At 59.1% G+C, this 18,747-nt stretch carries 14 protein-coding genes and 1 pseudogene; 10 read left to right on the top strand and 5 right to left on the bottom strand.

Going from position 1 to position 18,747, the window contains the following annotated elements; translation table 11 throughout:
* Positions 1–180 precede the first annotated feature (180 nt).
* Positions 181–549, bottom strand: coding sequence for a VOC family protein (locus tag ACE1BR_RS00540; RefSeq protein ID WP_127005825.1), 369 nt, complete (start codon positions 547–549; stop codon positions 181–183).
* A gap of 153 nt (positions 550–702) precedes the next feature.
* Complete coding sequence (locus ACE1BR_RS00545) at positions 703–1,170, bottom strand: hypothetical protein (RefSeq protein ID WP_374866630.1); 468 nt, start codon at positions 1,168–1,170, stop codon at positions 703–705.
* A 154-nt stretch (positions 1,171–1,324) separates the two neighbouring features.
* On the opposite strand from ACE1BR_RS00545, the pseudogene ACE1BR_RS00550 reads away from it, so the two are divergent.
* The 9 genes and pseudogenes from ACE1BR_RS00550 to gloA all read left to right on the top strand — a co-directional run bounded on the left by ACE1BR_RS00550 (position 1,325) and on the right by gloA (position 12,223).
* Positions 1,325–4,468, top strand: a pseudogene (locus ACE1BR_RS00550) (DUF3427 domain-containing protein).
* Positions 4,469–4,636: 168 nt separating this feature from the next.
* A complete protein-coding gene (rsxA, locus tag ACE1BR_RS00555) occupies positions 4,637–5,218 on the top strand; it encodes an electron transport complex subunit RsxA (RefSeq protein WP_005337600.1) in 582 nt (193 codons plus the stop codon).
* Positions 5,219–5,222: 4 nt separating this feature from the next.
* A complete protein-coding gene (gene rsxB / locus ACE1BR_RS00560; protein WP_374866632.1) occupies positions 5,223–5,801 on the top strand; it encodes an electron transport complex subunit RsxB in 579 nt (192 codons plus the stop codon).
* Between the two features lie 2 nt (positions 5,802–5,803).
* Positions 5,804–8,350, top strand: a complete 2,547-nt coding sequence (rsxC, locus tag ACE1BR_RS00565) for an electron transport complex subunit RsxC (RefSeq protein WP_374866634.1) — start codon at positions 5,804–5,806, stop codon at positions 8,348–8,350.
* 11 nt (positions 8,351–8,361) lie between these two features.
* Positions 8,362–9,414 carry an electron transport complex subunit RsxD gene (gene rsxD / locus ACE1BR_RS00570; RefSeq protein ID WP_374866636.1) on the top strand — a complete coding sequence of 351 codons (1,053 nt, stop codon included), beginning with the start codon at positions 8,362–8,364 and terminating at the stop codon, positions 9,412–9,414.
* 153 nt (positions 9,415–9,567) lie between these two features.
* A complete protein-coding gene (gene rsxG / locus ACE1BR_RS00575) occupies positions 9,568–10,200 on the top strand; it encodes an electron transport complex subunit RsxG (protein WP_374866638.1) in 633 nt (210 codons plus the stop codon).
* A gap of 18 nt (positions 10,201–10,218) precedes the next feature.
* The gene (locus ACE1BR_RS00580) at positions 10,219–10,980 is read left to right on the top strand and encodes an electron transport complex subunit E (protein ID WP_374866640.1); all 762 of its coding nucleotides are present in this window, start codon (positions 10,219–10,221) and stop codon (positions 10,978–10,980) included.
* 16 nt (positions 10,981–10,996) lie between these two features.
* Positions 10,997–11,638, top strand: a complete 642-nt coding sequence (nth, locus tag ACE1BR_RS00585) for an endonuclease III (RefSeq protein ID WP_374866642.1) — start codon at positions 10,997–10,999, stop codon at positions 11,636–11,638.
* A gap of 171 nt (positions 11,639–11,809) precedes the next feature.
* Positions 11,810–12,223, top strand: coding sequence for a lactoylglutathione lyase (gene gloA, locus ACE1BR_RS00590; protein ID WP_033137974.1), 414 nt, complete (start codon positions 11,810–11,812; stop codon positions 12,221–12,223).
* Between the two features lie 86 nt (positions 12,224–12,309).
* On the opposite strand, the gene ACE1BR_RS00595 is transcribed toward gloA, so the two are convergent.
* Positions 12,310–13,185, bottom strand: a complete 876-nt coding sequence (locus ACE1BR_RS00595; protein ID WP_374866645.1) for an OmpA family protein — start codon at positions 13,183–13,185, stop codon at positions 12,310–12,312.
* Between the two features lie 297 nt (positions 13,186–13,482).
* Between ACE1BR_RS00595 and ACE1BR_RS00600 the strand changes: the two genes are divergently transcribed.
* Positions 13,483–14,400 carry a hypothetical protein gene (locus tag ACE1BR_RS00600; protein WP_374866941.1) on the top strand — a complete coding sequence of 306 codons (918 nt, stop codon included), beginning with the start codon at positions 13,483–13,485 and terminating at the stop codon, positions 14,398–14,400.
* A gap of 347 nt (positions 14,401–14,747) precedes the next feature.
* On the opposite strand, the gene katG is transcribed toward ACE1BR_RS00600, so the two are convergent.
* Positions 14,748–16,934: a catalase/peroxidase HPI gene (katG, locus tag ACE1BR_RS00605; protein ID WP_374866647.1), complete on the bottom strand. Its 2,187-nt coding sequence runs from the start codon at positions 16,932–16,934 to the stop codon at positions 14,748–14,750.
* A gap of 414 nt (positions 16,935–17,348) precedes the next feature.
* Positions 17,349–18,530 carry a DUF1615 domain-containing protein gene (locus ACE1BR_RS00610; RefSeq protein WP_374866649.1) on the bottom strand — a complete coding sequence of 394 codons (1,182 nt, stop codon included), beginning with the start codon at positions 18,528–18,530 and terminating at the stop codon, positions 17,349–17,351.
* Positions 18,531–18,747 lie beyond the last annotated feature (217 nt).

The raw sequence follows: 18,747 nt of genomic DNA on the forward strand, positions 1-18,747 counted from the left end.
TTGCCCCGTCCAGCACGCCGGATAGTTCACAGATCGCCGCAGCCAAAGGCACAAATTGGGGCAATATCACGGTCACAAGGGGTTAAACAAGGATACCGCCAAGGAGGAACAGAGAGGATATAACCGGCAACGCGGCAAGGAAAATCAGGGGCTCATAAGGCATCGGGCGTATCAGCGCGGTCAGGGGTAACGGCTGACCTCAATGAGGTTTTGATCCGGATCGAGGAAATAGACCGACTCTATCGGCCCACAGGCACCGCTTTTGGTCACCGGCCCCTCGACAATCTCCACCCCGTGGCAGGCGAGCTGGGCCATCACCTGTTCCAGTGGCCAACGGGTGATAAGGCAGACATCCCCCGATCCCACCTGCGCCCGGTTGCGCGGCTCTTGCCCCAGCAGTTGCAGATTGATCTTCTGGTTGCCAAACCCCACCGCCCGGCGCCCCGCACCGAAGGTAATGGCCTCCATATTGAGCACCGAACTGTAAAACGCCACGGCCCGTTCGATATCACTGACCGTCAATACCAGATGGTCGATATGGCTGATCATGGTTACCTCCTGGTGGTGATCTGGCTGATGTGGCCGGCATATGCCCGCAAGCAGCCGCCACGGCTGGCAACCCCATCTTACCCGGCAAGGGAAAGCCCATGTGTGCCGTGGCACGCAAAGCGAGCGCAAATGATCTGGTCAGATAAATCCGCTTCACTGCACCGCAGCACACGCTTTGTCCCGCTGGGCCAGCAGGGTCTCATCTTCGCTATCCATCGCCGCCAGAATCGCCTGATTGCAGGCCCGCTCTGCCAGCTTGGCCGGACTCTGTTTGGCATTCCCAATCTCGGCAATCATCGGCCTGTAGCTGACGGCGGCCGAACAATACATGGCGCGATATTTGGGTAGTTGCCAACTGCTGTCATCCTGCCGGGTCAGGTCATCGCACAGCTTGTGAAACAGAGCCGAAGCCTTGACCGTGCACTGGCTAAAGCGCCGCACATCCTGCTCGTAGGGACGACAAACGCTCGGCTGCTGGATCTGCCAGAGCTGAAACGAGAAGGGTACTGATTCCCCCTCATACTGCACCGCAACCGTTTTAAGCTCAGTGCCATAGATATCTGAAATCTGCTGCTGAACCAGATTGAGATAAGCCGAAAAAAGATAGGAAACCGGATCCATCACCACCTCCCTGTGGTTGTCACTGCCGGGCTTTATTACCAAAAACCGGGGCGATTTTCAAACGAGTAACAGGCGACAACAGCTTACTGATTTGGTTGGAAAAAATGATACTCTTCTCGCCACCCTCATGTACAACGTTCAAGGCTAAAGTGCGATGCAACAATGCGGTATTTATGAACAGCTAATTACTCAACTGCTGACATCTCGACTCGACCGCGAGCGCTTTTACGTAGGGGAACGCCAACTTGAGCCTGCCGAAGCGGCAGTTTGGTTATCCAGATTTCTGAGTCGGGTTTTGGAATATGCAGTGGGTTCGGTAACTGGTGAAGATCAGCTGCAACGGCAGATTGAGCTGGCTAACCAGTTATTGCTTTGGCTAAAGGATCGCACCCAAGACCCAGACTTTATTGGCGAGAACCTCATCGATAGTCAGGGAAAAATTCTGACCGCGCTCTATCAGTTAGATAACCCCATCTCAGCCAATTTAAAGCAATATGCCGAAGATATTTTCCCTCTGACAGGTCTGACACAAAGTGAGCTGTTCTGCGGCAGCAATGCGGGCTTGTCGATGGAGTCGGAGATTAAACGGGAGATATTATCGGCAGATAGCATCTGCTGGCTGGTCTCATTTATCAAATGGGCAGGTATCCGGATTTTCCGTCATGAGCTGGAAGAGTTCACTCGCAGCGGCCGCCAATTAAAAGTAATTACTACCTCGTATATGGGGGCAACCGACGCAACAGCGGTCTAATTTTTAGCCAGTCTACCCAACACCGAAGTCAAACTCAGCTATAACACCCAGCGCGAGCGGTTGCATGCCAAGAGTTATCTCTTTTGCCGAAATACCGGCTTTCATACCGGCTATATAGGTTCATCCAATCTCTCTCACTCTGCCCTCACCAGCGGTTTGGAGTGGAACCTAAAAATCACCTCGCAAGAGATCCCGCATATTATCGAGAAATCCCTGAGTACCTTTGAAACCTATTGGGAATCCGATGATTTTGAGCTGTTTGATGGCAAGCTGGAAAGCCGCACGAAATTAAAGCATGCGCTGCAAGAGGCCCGTGGGGATGGGGACAGAAATAGCCCTGCCTATTTCTTTGATATCACGCCGTTTCCCCATCAACTGGAGATCCTTGAACAATTGGCGATGGAGCGCGCTTTACACCTGCGCTTTCGTAACTTGGTGGTAGCGGCTACCGGTACAGGGAAAACCCTGATCTCCGCCTTTGATTTTGCGCGTTTTCTGAAAACCAAACCCGATGCCAAGTTTCTATTTGTCGCCCACAAAGAGGAGATCTTGCGCCAAGCATTAGCCTCGTACCGCGGCGTGCTCAAGCAATCCAATTTTGGCGAACTCTTGGTCGGCGGCGCCGTGCCAACCCACTACCGTCAACTATTTGCCTCGGTGCAATCCTTGAATAACCAGCTGGCTAATTTACGTCTTAGCCCAGACTATTTCGATTACATCGTCATTGATGAGGTTCACCATATTGCGGCGACCAGTTATCGCGGTCTGCTCGCCGCCTTTGAACCTCACATTCTGTTGGGATTAACCGCAACGCCAGAGCGCCATGATGGCGGTGATATTCTTGCCGACTTTTGTGGTGTCATCGCAGCAGAGATCCGCTTGCCCGAGGCCATCAATCGTCGCCATCTCTGTCCGTTCCAATATTTTGGTATCGATGATGATACTGACTTGCGCCAAGTGACTTGGAAAAATGGCCGTTATGACATCACTGAGCTCACCAATATCTATACCCACAATCAGCAACGGGTACAGAAGATAGTCCAGAGCCTCAATGAGATCGTCACCGATATTACCAAGATCAAAGCGCTGGCATTTTGTGTGAGCCGTGAACATGCCGACTTTATGTGCAAGGCATTTTTATTGAAGGGCATCAAGGCTGACATCCTCACCAGCGATAATCGAGACGAGCGGCATAGTAAACAACAAGATTTGCGCACTGGGGTTATCAATATTCTCTGCGTGGTGGACATCTTCAACGAAGGGGTTGATATCCCGGAAGTCGATACCTTGCTGTTTTTACGACCAACGGAAAGTCTCACCATCTTCTTACAGCAATTAGGGCGCGGCCTGCGGCTGGCGAGCGATAAAGAGTGCTGCACCGTGTTGGACTTTGTTGGCAATGCCCGTGCGGAGTATGACTTTGCCCAGAAATTCCGGGCACTGGTGGGTAAAACCAATAAGGCGATCAGCCACGAGATCAAACAAGGTTTTCCCCATGCCCCATTGGGTTGCCGCATCGAGCTCTCAAAACAGACCCAAGAGTTAATTCTGAGCAATATCAAGAAGGCGACTCTCAATACCTCGCGCCTCATGGGCCTGATCCGCCGTTTCTCACAGGATTGCGATTTACCGCTGACGCTGGCGAATTTTTCGAAGTTTTACCCTCACATCAGCCTTGAAGAGATCTACAAGCGCGGCAATTGGAGCGCCTTGGTCAAACAGGCCCGCAACCACACCGTTTCTGAAATGAGCGATGAGAAGCTGTCGACCCTCTACACCCGGGCCATCAGAACCCGGCTATTGAGCTGCGATGCGCTCCATTACTTGAACTTCCTACAAACCTTGGTGGCTGACGCATTTACCTTAACGGCTAAGCACGATGAACGAATGGCCTTGATGTGCCATTACGACTTCTGGCAACAGAGTGGCCCCACTGCAGGCTTTAGCTCCTTGGCGCACAGCCTGAAACAACTCAATCAACCTGAATTAAGGGCCGAGCTGGCAGATCTGTTGCCCATGCTGATCAACCGGGTGCAACACGAACAAAGCGCCATACCCGACCTTCCCGGTAATCCGCTGCAACTGCATGCTCGCTATGCCAGAGAGCAGGTGCTGGTTGGCTTTGGCGCGACCACCTTCGCGCAGCAACCCACGGCTCGCGAAGGGGTCTATGTCATCGCAGAGCAAAATATCGAGTTGCTGTTCGTGACTCTGAACAAAACGGAACAGCACTTCTCCCCCACCACCCGTTATCACGACTACGCCATCAACGAGTCGCTGTTTCATTGGCAGAGCCAAAACAGCGCTCGCCCCGAGCGGGGTAAGGGTCTGAGTTACATAAACCACAGAGCAGAAGGTAAGCGTTTGTTTTTGTTCGTCCGTGAACAGAGCAAAGATGAATTTGGCCGCACCCTTGGCTTTGTGAACTTTGGTGAGGTGGAGTACGTATCCCACAGCGGTAGCCAACCGATGAACATTAAATGGCGTCTCACTACCCCGATGCCGCCATTTATGTGGAAAGAGGCCGCCAAACTGGCTGTTGGTTAGTGGGGATAGTCACCCGGTGGTGATATGACGAAACACCCACCGGATTCTGCCCCAAAACCCCGGCTAAATTATCCAGTTGCATAATAACCATGCGGCCTTGCGGTTGTTTAACGTGTCCTAAAATCAGATAATACCGCCCGCCTTCAAACCCGGATAACCCGACATTCGATGACTGAGTACCTGCTTTTATTGATCGGCACCGTGCTGGTTAACAACTTCGTGCTGGTGAAATTCCTCGGCCTCTGCCCCTTTATGGGGGTCTCCGGCAAGCTGGAAACCGCCATCGGCATGGGGCTGGCGACCACCTTCGTGATGACCCTCGCCAGTGCCAGCTCCTATCTGGTGGAGCACTATATCCTGCTGCCGCTGGATATCGCCTATCTGCGCACCCTCGCCTTTATTCTGGTGATCGCCGTGGTGGTGCAGTTTACCGAGATGGTGGTGCGCAAGAGCAGCCCGACCCTCTATCGCCTGCTGGGGATCTTCCTGCCGCTCATCACCACCAACTGCGCGGTGCTCGGGGTGGCGCTGCTGAGCATCAATGAGCGACACGACTTTATCCAGAGCGTGATCTACGGCTTTGGCGCCGCCACCGGCTTCTCGCTGGTGCTGATCCTGTTTGCCGCCATGCGCGAGCGACTGGTTGCCGCCGATGTGCCCGCCCCGTTTCGCGGGGTCTCCATTGCCATGATCACCGCCGGTCTGATGTCTCTGGCCTTTATGGGCTTTACCGGCCTCATCAAGATATAGCGCTATGACTCACATACTTTTTGCCATTCTGGTGCTGACCCTGCTGGCGCTGGCGTTCGGGATTATCCTGGGCTTTGCCGCCGTCAAGTTTCATGTGGAAGCAGACCCCATCGCCTCACAGCTCGATGCCCTGCTGCCCCAGACCCAGTGTGGCCAGTGCGGCTATCCCGGCTGCAAACCCTACGCCGAGGCAGTTGCCAACGGCGATAAGATCAACAAGTGCGTACCCGGTGGCGAGGCCACCATGCGCAAGATTGCCGACCTGATGGGGGTCGAACCCCAGCCGCTGGGCGGCAGTGACGAGGCCGCAGTGCCGGTCAAGAAGGTCGCCTTTATCCACGAAGATCAGTGCATCGGCTGCACCAAGTGTATTCAGGCCTGCCCGGTGGACGCCATCGTCGGCGCCACCAAGGCGATGCATACCGTGATTGCCAACGAGTGCACCGGTTGCGATCTCTGTGTCGATCCCTGCCCGACCGACTGCATCGAGATGATCCCGGTGCCTACCACGGTCGATAACTGGAAGTGGGATCTCAATAACGTGCAGGTTCCGGGCAAGATTCCGGTCAAGTTGGTGGAGTAACCATGCAGTCTTTACTTGAACGCATCAAAGCCGGGAATATCTGGGACTTTCACGGTGGTATTCACCCCGCCGACAACAAGCTGCAGTCGAGCCAGAGTCCGGTCGAGCAGGCCGGTCTGCCGCCGCGCCTCATCATTCCGCTGCGCCAGCACGCAGGCCCCGCCGGCGATCTGCTGGTGCAGGTGGGCGACAAGGTCAAGAAGGGCCAGCCGCTGACCCGTTACGCCCGCGGGCGGACAGTGCCGGTGCATGCCTCCACCTCGGGCACCATCACCGAGATTGGCAACCACACGGTCGCTCACCCTTCGGGGCTTGACGATCTCTGCGTCATCCTCACCCCTGATGGCGAGGATGAGTGGGGCGAGCGCAATGGCAAACCCGATTACTGGAATCTGGAGCGGGGCGAACTGCTCGAACGCATTCAGCAGGCAGGGGTCGCGGGCCTTGGCGGCGCAGTGTTCCCCACCCACAGCAAGCTCGACGGCCGCGGCCAGCTCACCGAGATCCTGATCGTCAACGGGCTGGAGTGCGAACCCTACATCACCACCGACGATCGGCTGATGCAGCAGTACGCCGACGAGATCATGGATGGCATCCGGGTGCTCAAGCACCTGCTCAAACCGAAACTCACCCTGATCGGGGTGGAAGACAACAAGCCCGAGGCGATCGCCGAGCTGACCCGCCACGCTACCGACGAAGATGTTCTGGTCAAGACGGTGCCGACCAAGTACCCCTCGGGCGGTGCCAAGCAGACCATCGAGCTGCTGACCGGCCGTCAGGTGCCCAAAGGCGGCCGCGCGGTCGATATCGGCATCATGGTGCTCAACGTCGCCACCGTGTTTGCCATCAAGCGCGCCATTATCGACGGCGAGCCGCTGATCGAGCGGATCGTCACCCTCACCGGCGACAGCTTCAAGAAGCCCGGCAACGCCTGGGTGCGACTCGGTACACCGGTGCGCTGGCTGCTGCAGCGCTTCGAGCTGCAACCGGAGGCGGATCAGCGGGTGATCATGGGGGGCCCCATGATGGGCTTTACCCTGCCCCATGCCATGGTGCCGGTGGTCAAGGCGACCAACTGCCTGCTGGCGCCGACCCAGGCCGAGCTGCCCGCCCCAGGCCCGGAGCAAGCCTGCATCCGCTGCAGCGCCTGTGCCGATGCCTGCCCGGCCAGCCTGCTGCCGCAAGAGCTCTACTGGTACAGCAAGGCGAAAGAGTACGACAAGGCCGAGAAGCTCAACCTGATGGACTGCATCGAGTGCGGTGCCTGCGCCTGGGTCTGCCCGAGCGAGATCCCGCTGGTGCAGTACTACAAGATCGCCAAGGATGATATTCGCGAAGCCCGTGCCGAGGCCGAGAAAGCCGAGCGCGCCAAACAGCGTTTCGAAGCCAAGCAGGCCCGTTTCGAGCGGGAGAAAGCAGCCCGCGAAGCACGCCACGCCGAAGCCGCCGCCCAGCGCCGTCAGGCGATGACTGCCGCAGGCGGAGAAGATCCGGTTGCCGCCGCCCTCGCCCGCATCAAGGCCAAGCAGGATGCGCCAATCACCGCCATTGCGGGCACTGCCAAAGGCGTGCCCGACAACAGCGCGGTGATCGCCGCCCGCGAAGCACGCAAACGGGAAGCAGAAGCGCGCCGCGCAGCCAAACTGGCGGAGAGCGCAAACAGCGAAACTGCCGCCGCAGCGCCGCAATCCGCCGAGTCGGTTGACCCCGCCAGCGATCCCAAGAAAGCAGCCATAGCCGCAGCTCTGGCGCGCGCCAAGGCCAAGAAGGCCGCCCAGGCGGGCGATGCTCCTGCTGCAGATCGCGTGGCCGAGAGCCAGCCTGCTGCAGAAGTCGATCCCAAGAAAGCCGCAATTGCCGCCGCTATCGCCCGTGCCAAGGCCAAAAAGGCTGAAGTGAGTGGTGAGCCGGTAAGCGCAGATCACAGCGCGGCAGCCTACGCAGGCACGCAAGGCGATACGCCATCTGCTGCCAGCGAAGCGGTCGATCCCAAGAAGGCCGCGATCGCCGCGGCCATTGCCCGGGCCAAGGCCAAAAAGCTGGCCCAGCAGGGCGAGAGTGTCGGTGCTGAGGGTACGAAGAGTGAACCACCTGCAAGCGCAGAGAACCACGACGAAACGGTAGCCAAGAGCGAAGTAACCACCAGCCAAAGCGATACGGCTGCAAGCGAAGCGGTTGATCCCAAGAAAGCCGCTATCGCCGCTGCCATCGCCCGAGCCAAGGCCAAAAAGCTGGCCCAGCAGAGCGCAAGTACCAGTGCTGAGGTAGAGAGCGCCGGCACTCAGGTAGATAGGGCCGGAGCTGAGGGTGAGCGCGCACCGGCTGAGCCAATGCAAAGCGATGCTGCTAGCAGTGAGCAACCACTTGCCGTTACTGCCACGCCTGAAGCGAGCGCCCCTGCGTCTGATGCCTCGGTTGATCCGAAAAAAGCGGCCATTGCGGCTGCCGTGGCCCGCGCCAAGGCGAAGAAGCTAGCGGCCGAGGCAGCCAGAGCCGCAGAGACCGCCGCTGAAGATGCACCGTCAGCCGACCGAACAACCACAAGGTAATCGACAGACTCATGTTCAATATCGCGACTGCGCCGTTTGCCCATAACCGCAAACAGACCCGAACCCTGATGCTGCTGGTGATCCTGGCCTGCGTGCCGGGCTTGCTGGCCCAGACCTGGTTCTTCGGCTGGGGCTCCTTTATCCAGATCCTGCTGGCGCTAGTGACCGCGCTGCTGTGCGAAGCGCTGGTGCTCAAGCTCCGTGGCCGCGCCATCAAACCGGCCCTGATGGATGGCAGCGCGGCGCTCACCGCCGTGCTGATCGGCCTCTCCCTGCCGCCGCTGCTGCCGTGGTGGATGCTGGTGGTGGGCACTGCCTTCGCCATCATCGTCGCCAAGCACCTTTACGGCGGGCTGGGCCAGAACCTGTTCAACCCGGCCATGGTCGCCTACGTGCTGCTGCTGGTCTCCTTCCCGGTGCAGATGACCAGCTGGCTGCCGCCGGAGAGCGTGCGCGCCTACAGCCTCGGCTTTGGCGATGCGGCGTCGGTCATCTTCACCGGCTTTAGCCTCGACGGCTACAGCATGGCCCAGCTCAAGCAGGGGGTGGATGGCCTCACCATGGCGACTCCGCTCGATACCCTGAAAACCGGCCTGACTCAGGGGCTCACCACCAGCGAGATCCTGAGTGGCCCGCTGTTTGAGGGTTGGGGCAGCATCGGCTGGAGCTGGGTCAACCTCGGCTATCTGCTGGGCGGCCTGTTCCTGCTGCAGCAGAAGGTGATCAACTGGCGCATTCCGACCGCCATTCTGGGCTCCCTGCTGGCAGCGGCGACCCTCGGTTATCTGCTGAGCCCGGATGCCACCGCCACGCCGATGTTCCATCTCTTTAGCGGCGCTACCATGCTGGGGGCCTTCTTTATCGCTACCGACCCGGTCAGTGCCTGCACCACCCCACGCGGCCGACTGGTCTATGGCGTGCTGATCGGGGTACTGGTCTATATCATTCGTCGCTTTGGCGGCTATCCGGATGCCTTTGCCTTCGCCGTGCTGCTGGCCAACCTTTGTGTGCCCTTTATCGACAGCCTGACTCGCCCGAAGGTATACGGAGCTCGTCGCCAATGACCAAGTCGATAACGCCGAAATGTGTCGAGAGCGGCTGGCCAATCTCTGCGTGGCCCATTTTTATCGACACGCTGACTCGCCCGAAGGTATATGGAGCCCGTCGCCAATGATGTTTCTGCCCTCTTTCCCCATCACAGCTGACGGAGCCCGGACATGTTAAAGAGCATGCGCAAGAACGGCCTTATTCTGGCCATGTTCGCGTTGGGCTGTACCGCACTGGTGGTGCTGACCAACGAGCTGACCAACGATAAAATCGCCCACCAGCAGCAACTGGAAAAGTTGCAGACGCTGGAGGCCCTGCTGCCTGCTGGCAGCTATGACAACGATCTGGTGGCGAGCTGCAAGCTGGTGACCAGCAGGAAGTATCTGGGCAGCGATCAGCCACAAGCCCTCTACACCGCCAGCAAAAATGGCGAGGTAACCGGCTATGCGCTGGAGGCGATCGCACCGGATGGCTATAGCGGCGCCATCCGCATCGTGGCGGGCTTTGATACCAAGGGCACCGTCAGCGCAGTGCGAGTGCTCGCTCACAACGAGACCCCCGGCCTCGGTGACAAGATCGAGCTGAAAAAATCTAACTGGATCAACAGCTTTACCGGAAAGTCTCTGACCGCCGACAATGAATCGGAGTGGGCAGTGAAAAAGGATGGCGGCGAGTTCGATGCCTTTACCGGCGCCACCATCACCCCCCGTGCCGTGGTCAAGGCGGTGAAAAACCTGCTGAAACTGCAGCACGAGCACCCGGAACTGCTCAGCAACGCCCCGGCTTGTCCGGCCGCACAATAAACCGGAGTCGACCCCGTCATGACACAGATGGAACAGATTGAAACGGGCACCGCCCCGATCGCCGAGCTGGAAAGCCGCAAGGGCGAGCTCAAGGAGCTGATGGTACAGGGGCTGTGGAAGAACAACCCCTCGCTGGTGCAGGTGCTGGGTCTGTGCCCGACCCTCGCCGTCTCCTCCACCTTTACCAATGCGCTGGGGCTGGGCCTTGCCACCATGGCGGTGCTGGTCAGCTCCAACCTCGCCATCTCGCTGGTGCGCAACTGGGTGCCGAAGGATATCCGCATCCCGGTCTACGTGATGATCATCGCCTCGCTGGTGACCAGCGTGCAGCTGCTGATGAACGCCTACACCTATGGCCTCTATCAGGCGCTCGGCATCTTTATTGCCCTCATCGTCACCAACTGCATCATCATCGGCCGTGCCGAGGCGTATGCCTCCAAGAACCCGCCGCTGCTGGCGGCCCTCGACGGTCTGATGATGGGGCTGGGCTTTACTCTGGTGCTGCTGGTGCTTGGCACCATGCGCGAAATCATCGGCATGGGCACCCTGTTTGATGGCGCCGATCTGCTGCTGGGCGAGTGGGCAAAATCCCTGCGCATCGAGCTGTTCCACGCTGATGCCAGCCTGCTGCTGGCCATTCTGCCGCCAGGCGGCTTTATCGGGCTGGGGCTGCTGATCGCCGCCAAGAACGCCATCAACGACTGGCGTGACCGCACGCAGGCGACCACCGTGGCTCACTGCAATGTGCCCCCCGTCCGTGCCCGGGCGACCCAGCTATGACACCACGGAAGGCTGCATGAACAACCAGAAACGCAGAGAGATCCTGGAGCGGTTGCGGGAAAACAATCCCCACCCCACCACCGAGCTCAACTTCAACTCGCCGTTTGAGCTACTGATCGCCGTGCTGCTCTCGGCGCAGGCAACCGATGTCAGCGTCAACAAGGCGACCGACAAGCTCTATCCGGTGGCCAACACCCCGCAAGGGATGCTGGATCTCGGGGTCGAGGGGCTCAAGAGCTACATCAAGACCATTGGCCTGTTCAACACCAAGGCCGAGAATGTCATCAAGACCTGCGCCATTCTGCTGGAGCGCCATGGCGGCGAGGTGCCGGAGAACCGCGAAGCGCTGGAAGCCCTGCCGGGCGTCGGCCGCAAGACCGCCAACGTGGTGCTCAACACTGCCTTTGGCTGGCCCACCATCGCCGTCGATACCCATATCTTCCGGGTATCGAATCGCACCGGCTTTGCGGTAGGCAAGAATGTGGATCAGGTCGAGGAGAAGCTGCTCAAAGTGGTGCCCGCCGAGTTCAAGCTGGATGCCCACCACTGGCTCATTCTGCACGGGCGTTACACTTGTCTCGCTCGCAAGCCGCGCTGTGGTTCCTGTATCATCGAAGACTTGTGCGAATACAAAGAGAAGGTCTATCCAGAGAGCTGAATGACTGGGCGCCACAACCGTCATACCTGTCTCGCTCGTAAACATCTGCGGCTGCGGTTCCTGTATCATCGAGGATCTGTGCGAATACAAAGAGAAGGTCTATCCAGAGAGCTGATAGCCTCGCAACCGAGATTGAAAGCAGTACACATCACCAACCCGGAGAACTGAGCAATGAGAATTCTGCATACCATGCTGCGTGTCGGCGATCTGCAACGCTCCATCGACTTCTACACCCGCGTCCTTGGCATGAAGCTGCTGCGCAAGAGCGAGAACAGCGAGTACAAATACACTCTGGCCTTCGTCGGCTACGGTGACGAGAAAGATGATGCGGTGATCGAGCTGACCTACAACTGGGGGGTGAGCGAGTACGAGCTGGGCTCTGCCTACGGCCATATCGCGCTGGAAGCGGACGACATCTACGCCACCTGCGACGCCCTGCGTGCAGCCGGTGCCAAGATCACCCGCGAGCCGGGCCCGGTCAAGGGTGGCACCACCGTCATCGCCTTCGTCGAAGATCCGGACGGTTACAAGATTGAGCTGATCGCCAAGAAAGATGCCGGTACTGGCCTTGGCGACAGCGTCTAAGCTGCCCTAATCCCGCTGCCGAATGGCAGGATCAAAAAAGAGCGCCCATGCGCTCTTTTTTATGCTTGTCTGCTTGGGTTGCCGGGCTAGATCTCGCCGTTACGCCCCATGCTGATGACCACCCGCCGGTTCTTGGCCCGCCCCTGTTCGGTTTCGTTGGAGGCGACGTGCTGCTTCTCGCCATGCCCCTCTACCGAGATCTTGCCGGGATCGAGCCCCAGATCGACAAACACCTTCTTGATGGCATCGGCCCGCTTCTCGGAGAGTTTCTGGTTCGGCCAGCGGCCGCCGTAGCTGTCGCTGTAGGCATCGATCACCACCACATCGATGCTCTTGTCCGCCTTGATAAATTCGCTGATCATCGCCAACCGCCGCTTGGAGGAGATGGAGAGCTGATCGCTGTTCTTGTCGTAGGTGAGCACGCTAAAGGCGATATCGTTGAAGCTGTAGGGCAGCAGCCCGCTCTGACAGTCGATAAAGGCCTGATATTTCACCCGAAAGTTAACCGACGAGAGCGACACCCGCACCGGACGGTTCTGGCGATACCAGTCGCGATACTGGAAGGTGGGCATGTTCCCTCCCTCCAGCTCGTCGAGCATGGTCCAGGCGGTCTGCCCCTCCACCAGGCCATCAAACTGCTGATAGAAGTGGATCTGGCTCACTTCCCGCCCGGCGATCCCGGGGCGCCAGACTGGCGGCATGATGCCAAGGCTCACCGTCTCGGTGCGCGCCTGTGGCCGTTTGCCCTTGAGCTCGAAATCGAGATTGATCTTGCGCCCGGCGCGACTGACAAAGGCCCCCGTACCCCAGTTGGGGATCGGGTGTTCGAGGCGGCACTCGATCTGGGTATCGGAGGTCAGACGCCAGACGGATTGATCCAGACCGGCACCGAATTCGGTCACCCCAGCCTGCACTTGCATACTCACCGATATGCTGATCAACCCCAACTTCCAAGCGTTCAACGGCCTGCCCTCCACACGATCTCATATGGAGTATCGGCAGGGGCAGGCCAAGCTTTAGGGGTAATGACTCAGTGGGACGAGGGGGGCTCCATCAACTTGAAACTGGCGATCCGGCCAGTCAGCGCTGTTGCAGCCATCCCCATGTGCCCCGGACCCCATCGTTCACTCACTTCGCGACAGCCATCCGGAAAATCGTTACAGTAAATCAGGACAATAAAGGTCGCTTGTGTGGGGAAACCGGCCATGAACCATCCGTACCGCGCCCTGTTTGGGGCACTTCTGTCAGTCTGGTGGCCGATGCACGCCCATGCGGCAAGCACCGTCATTGGCCAGCCCGATAGCGACTGGGCCCAGCAAAGAGCCAATGCGGTCCTCGCCCTGATGAGCTTTACTGTGGTCCCCGACATCACAGCCAGCGATCTCAGTCTTGGCAGTGGCAGCGACCAATCAGCCGCCCTCAGCATGGCCCAACTTGGTGGCGGCGCCACCCTGAGCGAATCATTTCCCATTTATCTGGAAGGGGCGCTCGGTTTTAGCCGCTACGATCCCCAGTTCGTGATGAGCAACGGCAGCGAGAGCCGCACCATTCCCACCCGCTGGAACAGCGTCACGGCCTCCGGTGGCGTCGGCTGGGATATCTCCCTGCACAAGGACAAGCTGGGCGGCCACTGGATACTGCGCCCCATCGCCAACATCTCGCTGGGCACCATGGCCAGCGATATTCGCATCGGCAACTGGCTGCTCGATCGCACCAAGGGCTACTCCCTCGATTTTCTCGAGAATGGCCAGCTCAACATGTACGGGCTGGGTGGCTCGATGATGGTCGACTACGAGCTCTTTTCCAAAACCCAGGATATCGATGCCGAGCTGCGCTACTCCTATCAGCACCTGCAGAGTTTTGGCAATACCTCACAGAGTGTGCGTGGCAGCGCCGAGGCGGAGAACCTCGGCCTCTATCTGCGCCGCCGGGCACCGGTGTTTGACTGGACCCTGCTTGATCGCCCGCTGCGCTATGTGATGGAGGGCGCCCGCACCGAATACCTCGGCGAGCAGCGCGGCCTGCTCGGCTTCAATGCCCTCAACTCGCTGGGGCTCGGCCTTGAGATAGACAGCAGCAAGTACGACATTATCGTCAGCCGCACCCGGCTGGTCGGCCGCTATATGTTCAGCAACAATACCCGCGGGTATTCGGTCGGCTTGGCCATGAGTTTCTGAATCCCCCCAGATCAAGGGGCTCGGAGGGTTGATCGGCGGTGGCGGTCCCCCTGCCTTGCGGGCCCTTTTTCCTCTCTTTTGTTCGCTATGATGGCCCGCCAGGTTGCGCGACGAGGCAAATAAATAAAGCAATTGATTTATAAAATAACCCACCCCAGCCAGCTGATTAGGGTTCATGGGCACTATTTGCATCGCAGCAGGGGTAAATGCAGCAAAACAGCTCCCCCCGATTTGCTGACAACGGGTGATCGGGTAGCAAAACGGCATGTAGCCATCCCCTCACTCGCTGCGGGCGCCAACAAAAACGCCAGCCTTGCGGCTGGCGTTCTCATTGGGGTTGAAGCGACTTATTTCAGATCGAAACGGTCGTTGTTCATCACCTTGACCCAGGCCTTGACGAAGTCACGGACGAACTTCTCCTTGCCATCTTGCTGGGCATAGACCTCGGCGTAGGCGCGCAGCACCGAGTTGGAGCCAAACACCAGATCAACCCGGGTGGCAGTCCACTTCACCGCGCCGCTCTGGCGATCCACGATCTGGTAGCTGTTGCGGCCAGTCGGCTGCCAGCTATAGGCCATGTCGGTCAGGTTGACGAAGAAGTCGTTGCTGAGCACCCCGACCCGGTCGGTAAAGACGCCGTGAGCGGAGCCACCGTGGTTGGTGCCAAGCACCCGCAACCCGCCGACCAGTACCGTCATCTCGCGGGCGGTGAGCCCCAGCAGTTGGGCACGGTCGAGCAACATCTCCTCCGGCTGCACCTTGTAGTGCCCCTTCTGCCAGTTGCGAAAACCATCGTGCACCGGCTCGAGGAAGGCGAACGACTCGGTATCGGTCTGCTCGGCGCTGGCATCGCCGCGGCCCGGCGCAAAGGGGACGACAATATCAACGCCGGCCAGCTTGGCCGCCTGCTCTACCGCTGCGCTGCCGCCCAGCACAATCAGGTCGGCGATGCTGACCGGCTTGCTCAGGGTGGCCTGCAGTGCGATCAGAGCGTTGAGCACCTGCTCGAGGCGAGCAGGCTCGTTGCCTTCCCACGCTTTCATCGGCGCGAGGCGGATGCGGGCACCGTTGGCCCCGCCGCGATAATCGGAGCCGCGGAAAGTGCGAGCACTGTCCCACGCGGTAGCGATCAAATCGGCTGGCGCCACGCCGCAGGCCAGCAGCTTGGCCTTGAGCTCGCTCACCTCTGTATCAGAGAGCTGGTAATTCACCGCCGGTACCGGATCCTGCCACACCATGACTTCGCCCGGCACTTCCGGCCCCAGATAGCGGCTGCTCGGCCCCATATCGCGGTGGGTCAGCTTGAACCAGGCGCGGGCAAAGGCGTCGGAGAAGAGCGCTTGATCCGCGGCGAAGCGCTCGGAGATCTCCCGGTATACCGGGTCAAAACGCAGCGCCATGTCCGCATCGGTCATGATGGGGTTGCAGCGGATGGAGGGGTCTTCCACGTCCACCGGGCGATCTTCCTCCTTGATGGCGACAGGCTCCCACTGCCAGGCACCGGCCGGGCTCTTCTTGAGCCACCAGTCGTGGCCCAGCAGCATCTTGAAGTAGCCGTTGTCCCAGCGGGTCGGGTTGCTGGTCCAGGCCCCTTCAAGGCCGCTGGTCACCGTGTCACGGCCGATACCGCGGCTCTCGTGGTTGATCCAGCCCAGTCCCTGCTCGTGCACATCGGCCCCTTCGGGAGCAGGCCCCAGTTTGGCTGCGCTGCCGTTGCCGTGGGCCTTGCCGACGGTGTGACCACCGGCGGTCAGGGCGACGGTCTCTTCGTCATTCATCCCCATGCGGGCGAAGGTGACGCGCATGTCGTGGGCGGTTTTCAAGGGATCGGGATTGCCATCCACCCCTTCCGGGTTGACGTAAATCAGCCCCATCATCACCGCCGCCAGCGGGTTCTCCAGATCCCGTTCACCGCTGTAACGGCTCCCTTCGCTGCCGCTCGGCGCCAGCCACTCCTTCTCGGAGCCCCAGTAGACATCTTTTTCCGGATGCCAGATGTCCTCGCGGCCACCGGCAAAGCCGAAGGTCTTGAGCCCCATGGATTCATAGGCGACGTTGCCCGCCAGGATCATCAGGTCAGCCCAGGAGATCTTGTTGCCGTACTTCTGTTTGATCGGCCACAGCAGACGGCGCGCCTTGTCGAGGTTGCCGTTGTCTGGCCAGCTGTTGAGGGGGGCGAAGCGCTGGTTGCCGGTGTTGGCACCGCCGCGGCCGTCGGTGGCGCGATAACTGCCGGCGGAGTGCCAGGCCATGCGGATCATCAAACCGCCGTAGTGGCCCCAGTCGGCCGGCCACCAGGGCTGGCTGTCGGTCATCAGAGCATTCAGATCTGCCTTGAGGGCATCGTAATCGAGGCTGTTGAAGGCGTCGGCATAATCGAAAGTCTCATCCATCGGATTGGTCTTGCGGTCATGCTGATGCAGGATGTCGAGGTTGAGGGCATTGGGCCACCAGACTTGATGCTCCTGGCTGGCAGAGGTATTGGCACCGTGGGCAAAGGGGCACTGACCGGCCCCGCTAGCGTGTTTGTCCATCTTCAGATCCTCATTGTGGTCATAATGACGGCGAAACCCTTCGCTTCGCAGTTGCAACTAACCTACACCCGCCTTGATGCTTAAAAAACCGAATAAAAAAGTTCAATTCAATCTGGTTTTGCGATTGAACTATCTCGTCACCGGGTAACAAACAGAACAATCCAGGCGCAGGCAGAGTAGTCATGGCATAGATCACACAAGCTTGTTGAACACACTGTTAACATGTGGCCATTGCACACCAGCCGACAACGCTGAAATGGACTTCACACCTGTTAGGCGCTCCCCGTACCTCATTAGGTAAACCATGCTCAGCTGAGTGGCCCGAAATGCCGGTAGATCATCACGCGACAAGCTGAAGAGCGGTAAACAGCGGAAAAAACAAGGGCGACCAATTGGCCGCCCTTGTTGTGTTTCTTAGCGAATAGTCGCCATCTGCCGCACGCAGCGCTGCTCCCTGTCATCCACCCGCTTGGCAAACCAGGCGGTGGTGAGGTTGCGGGTGATCTTGGGGCTTTTCAGCGCAATGCCCGGCAGGATGGCGCGGGGTAACCGCTTGCCCGCTTTCTGATCAGCCAGGGTAAAGACGCGATGATAGAGGTCGCTCTGGCCAAACTCGGCGCTATTGCCAAGTTTCAGGCTCTGGTGGATCGCCTGCTGGCTCATATTGATCCGGCTGGCGATGGTATAAACCGCCAGTTCGGTGTTACCCGGCAGTTCGGAATCGTAGCGGATCAGATCGCCATCCAGAGCCAGCGTGGTACCGCTCAGGCGGCTGACAGCGGCTTGAAAGGCGGCGTTGCGGCTGGCATACCAGCCCGCGTTGAAGTCGGCGAAGCGGTAGAGGGTATCGGGGTACTCCGCCTCATAGCCGAAGATATGTTTGGTACCAAACCAGATACCGCCGCGGCGGGTAAAGACCTCGTGGCGAATGGACTCCTTGACCGGATAGGGGTAACCGCTGGTATTGGCCTCGGCAAAGGCGATGCTCACCTGCATCGGGCCACCGGTATGCACCGGGTTCATGTTGCCAAACAGGGTCTTGCCCATCGGCAGCATGCTGATCATGTCCTCGAAGATCTCGCTCATCTCCCGCTCAGTGCGAAGAGCATCGATGCGCTCGGCATAGCTCTTGCCGGTCGGCGAGTTGATGGAGAGCGCGGCCCGTACCATAAATTCGGGGATCAGCAATTTGGCCGCCCGCGAGTTGATCTCCTTCCAGGCGATCTTGCCAAGGCCCGGCACCACGGGGTCGGCCTGATAGGTCGCCTCCTGCTCCGCCACCGCCAGCACGGTGCAGACGTTGTGATCGTTGACTGTCACCCCCTGAGTAGTGAGCGCCGTCACCACATCGTTGGCCCACCCCTGCTTGTCGACCACCTGACGGGGCAGAAACCTCACAATGCGGCTCTTCATGTCCGATGGTTTGCGCGGCTGCATGGCTGGCGGGGTCGCTTTGGGGACTGGCGTGGCAGCATCCGTTACGTCGCTCGACACAGGAGCAGAAACCGGATCGCTGGCACAACCGACCAGCAGTAAAGGGATCAGCAGCGCCAGCGTGCGCACGGCTGGGGAAGTAGAAAAGAGAGAGAGCGTCATCGGATATCCGGTACTGAGGCTGGAGGCAAACCCGCACGGCGGCGGGCGCACACATGATGGCTCATTGTAGAGAATTGATCCACAAGGCTAAAGTCCCACAGTGCAGCCCTTCTGCCAAGCCAGACAGGGGTTGCTACCACAGGCTCTCCCCAGATATGGCCTGACAACAGTATGGGCTTTTATCGATAGTTGTTTACATTTAGAATGCCGCCGCCAG

Source organism: Aeromonas sp. MdU4, from assembly GCF_041929505.1.
GTDB lineage: Bacteria > Pseudomonadota > Gammaproteobacteria > Enterobacterales > Aeromonadaceae > Aeromonas.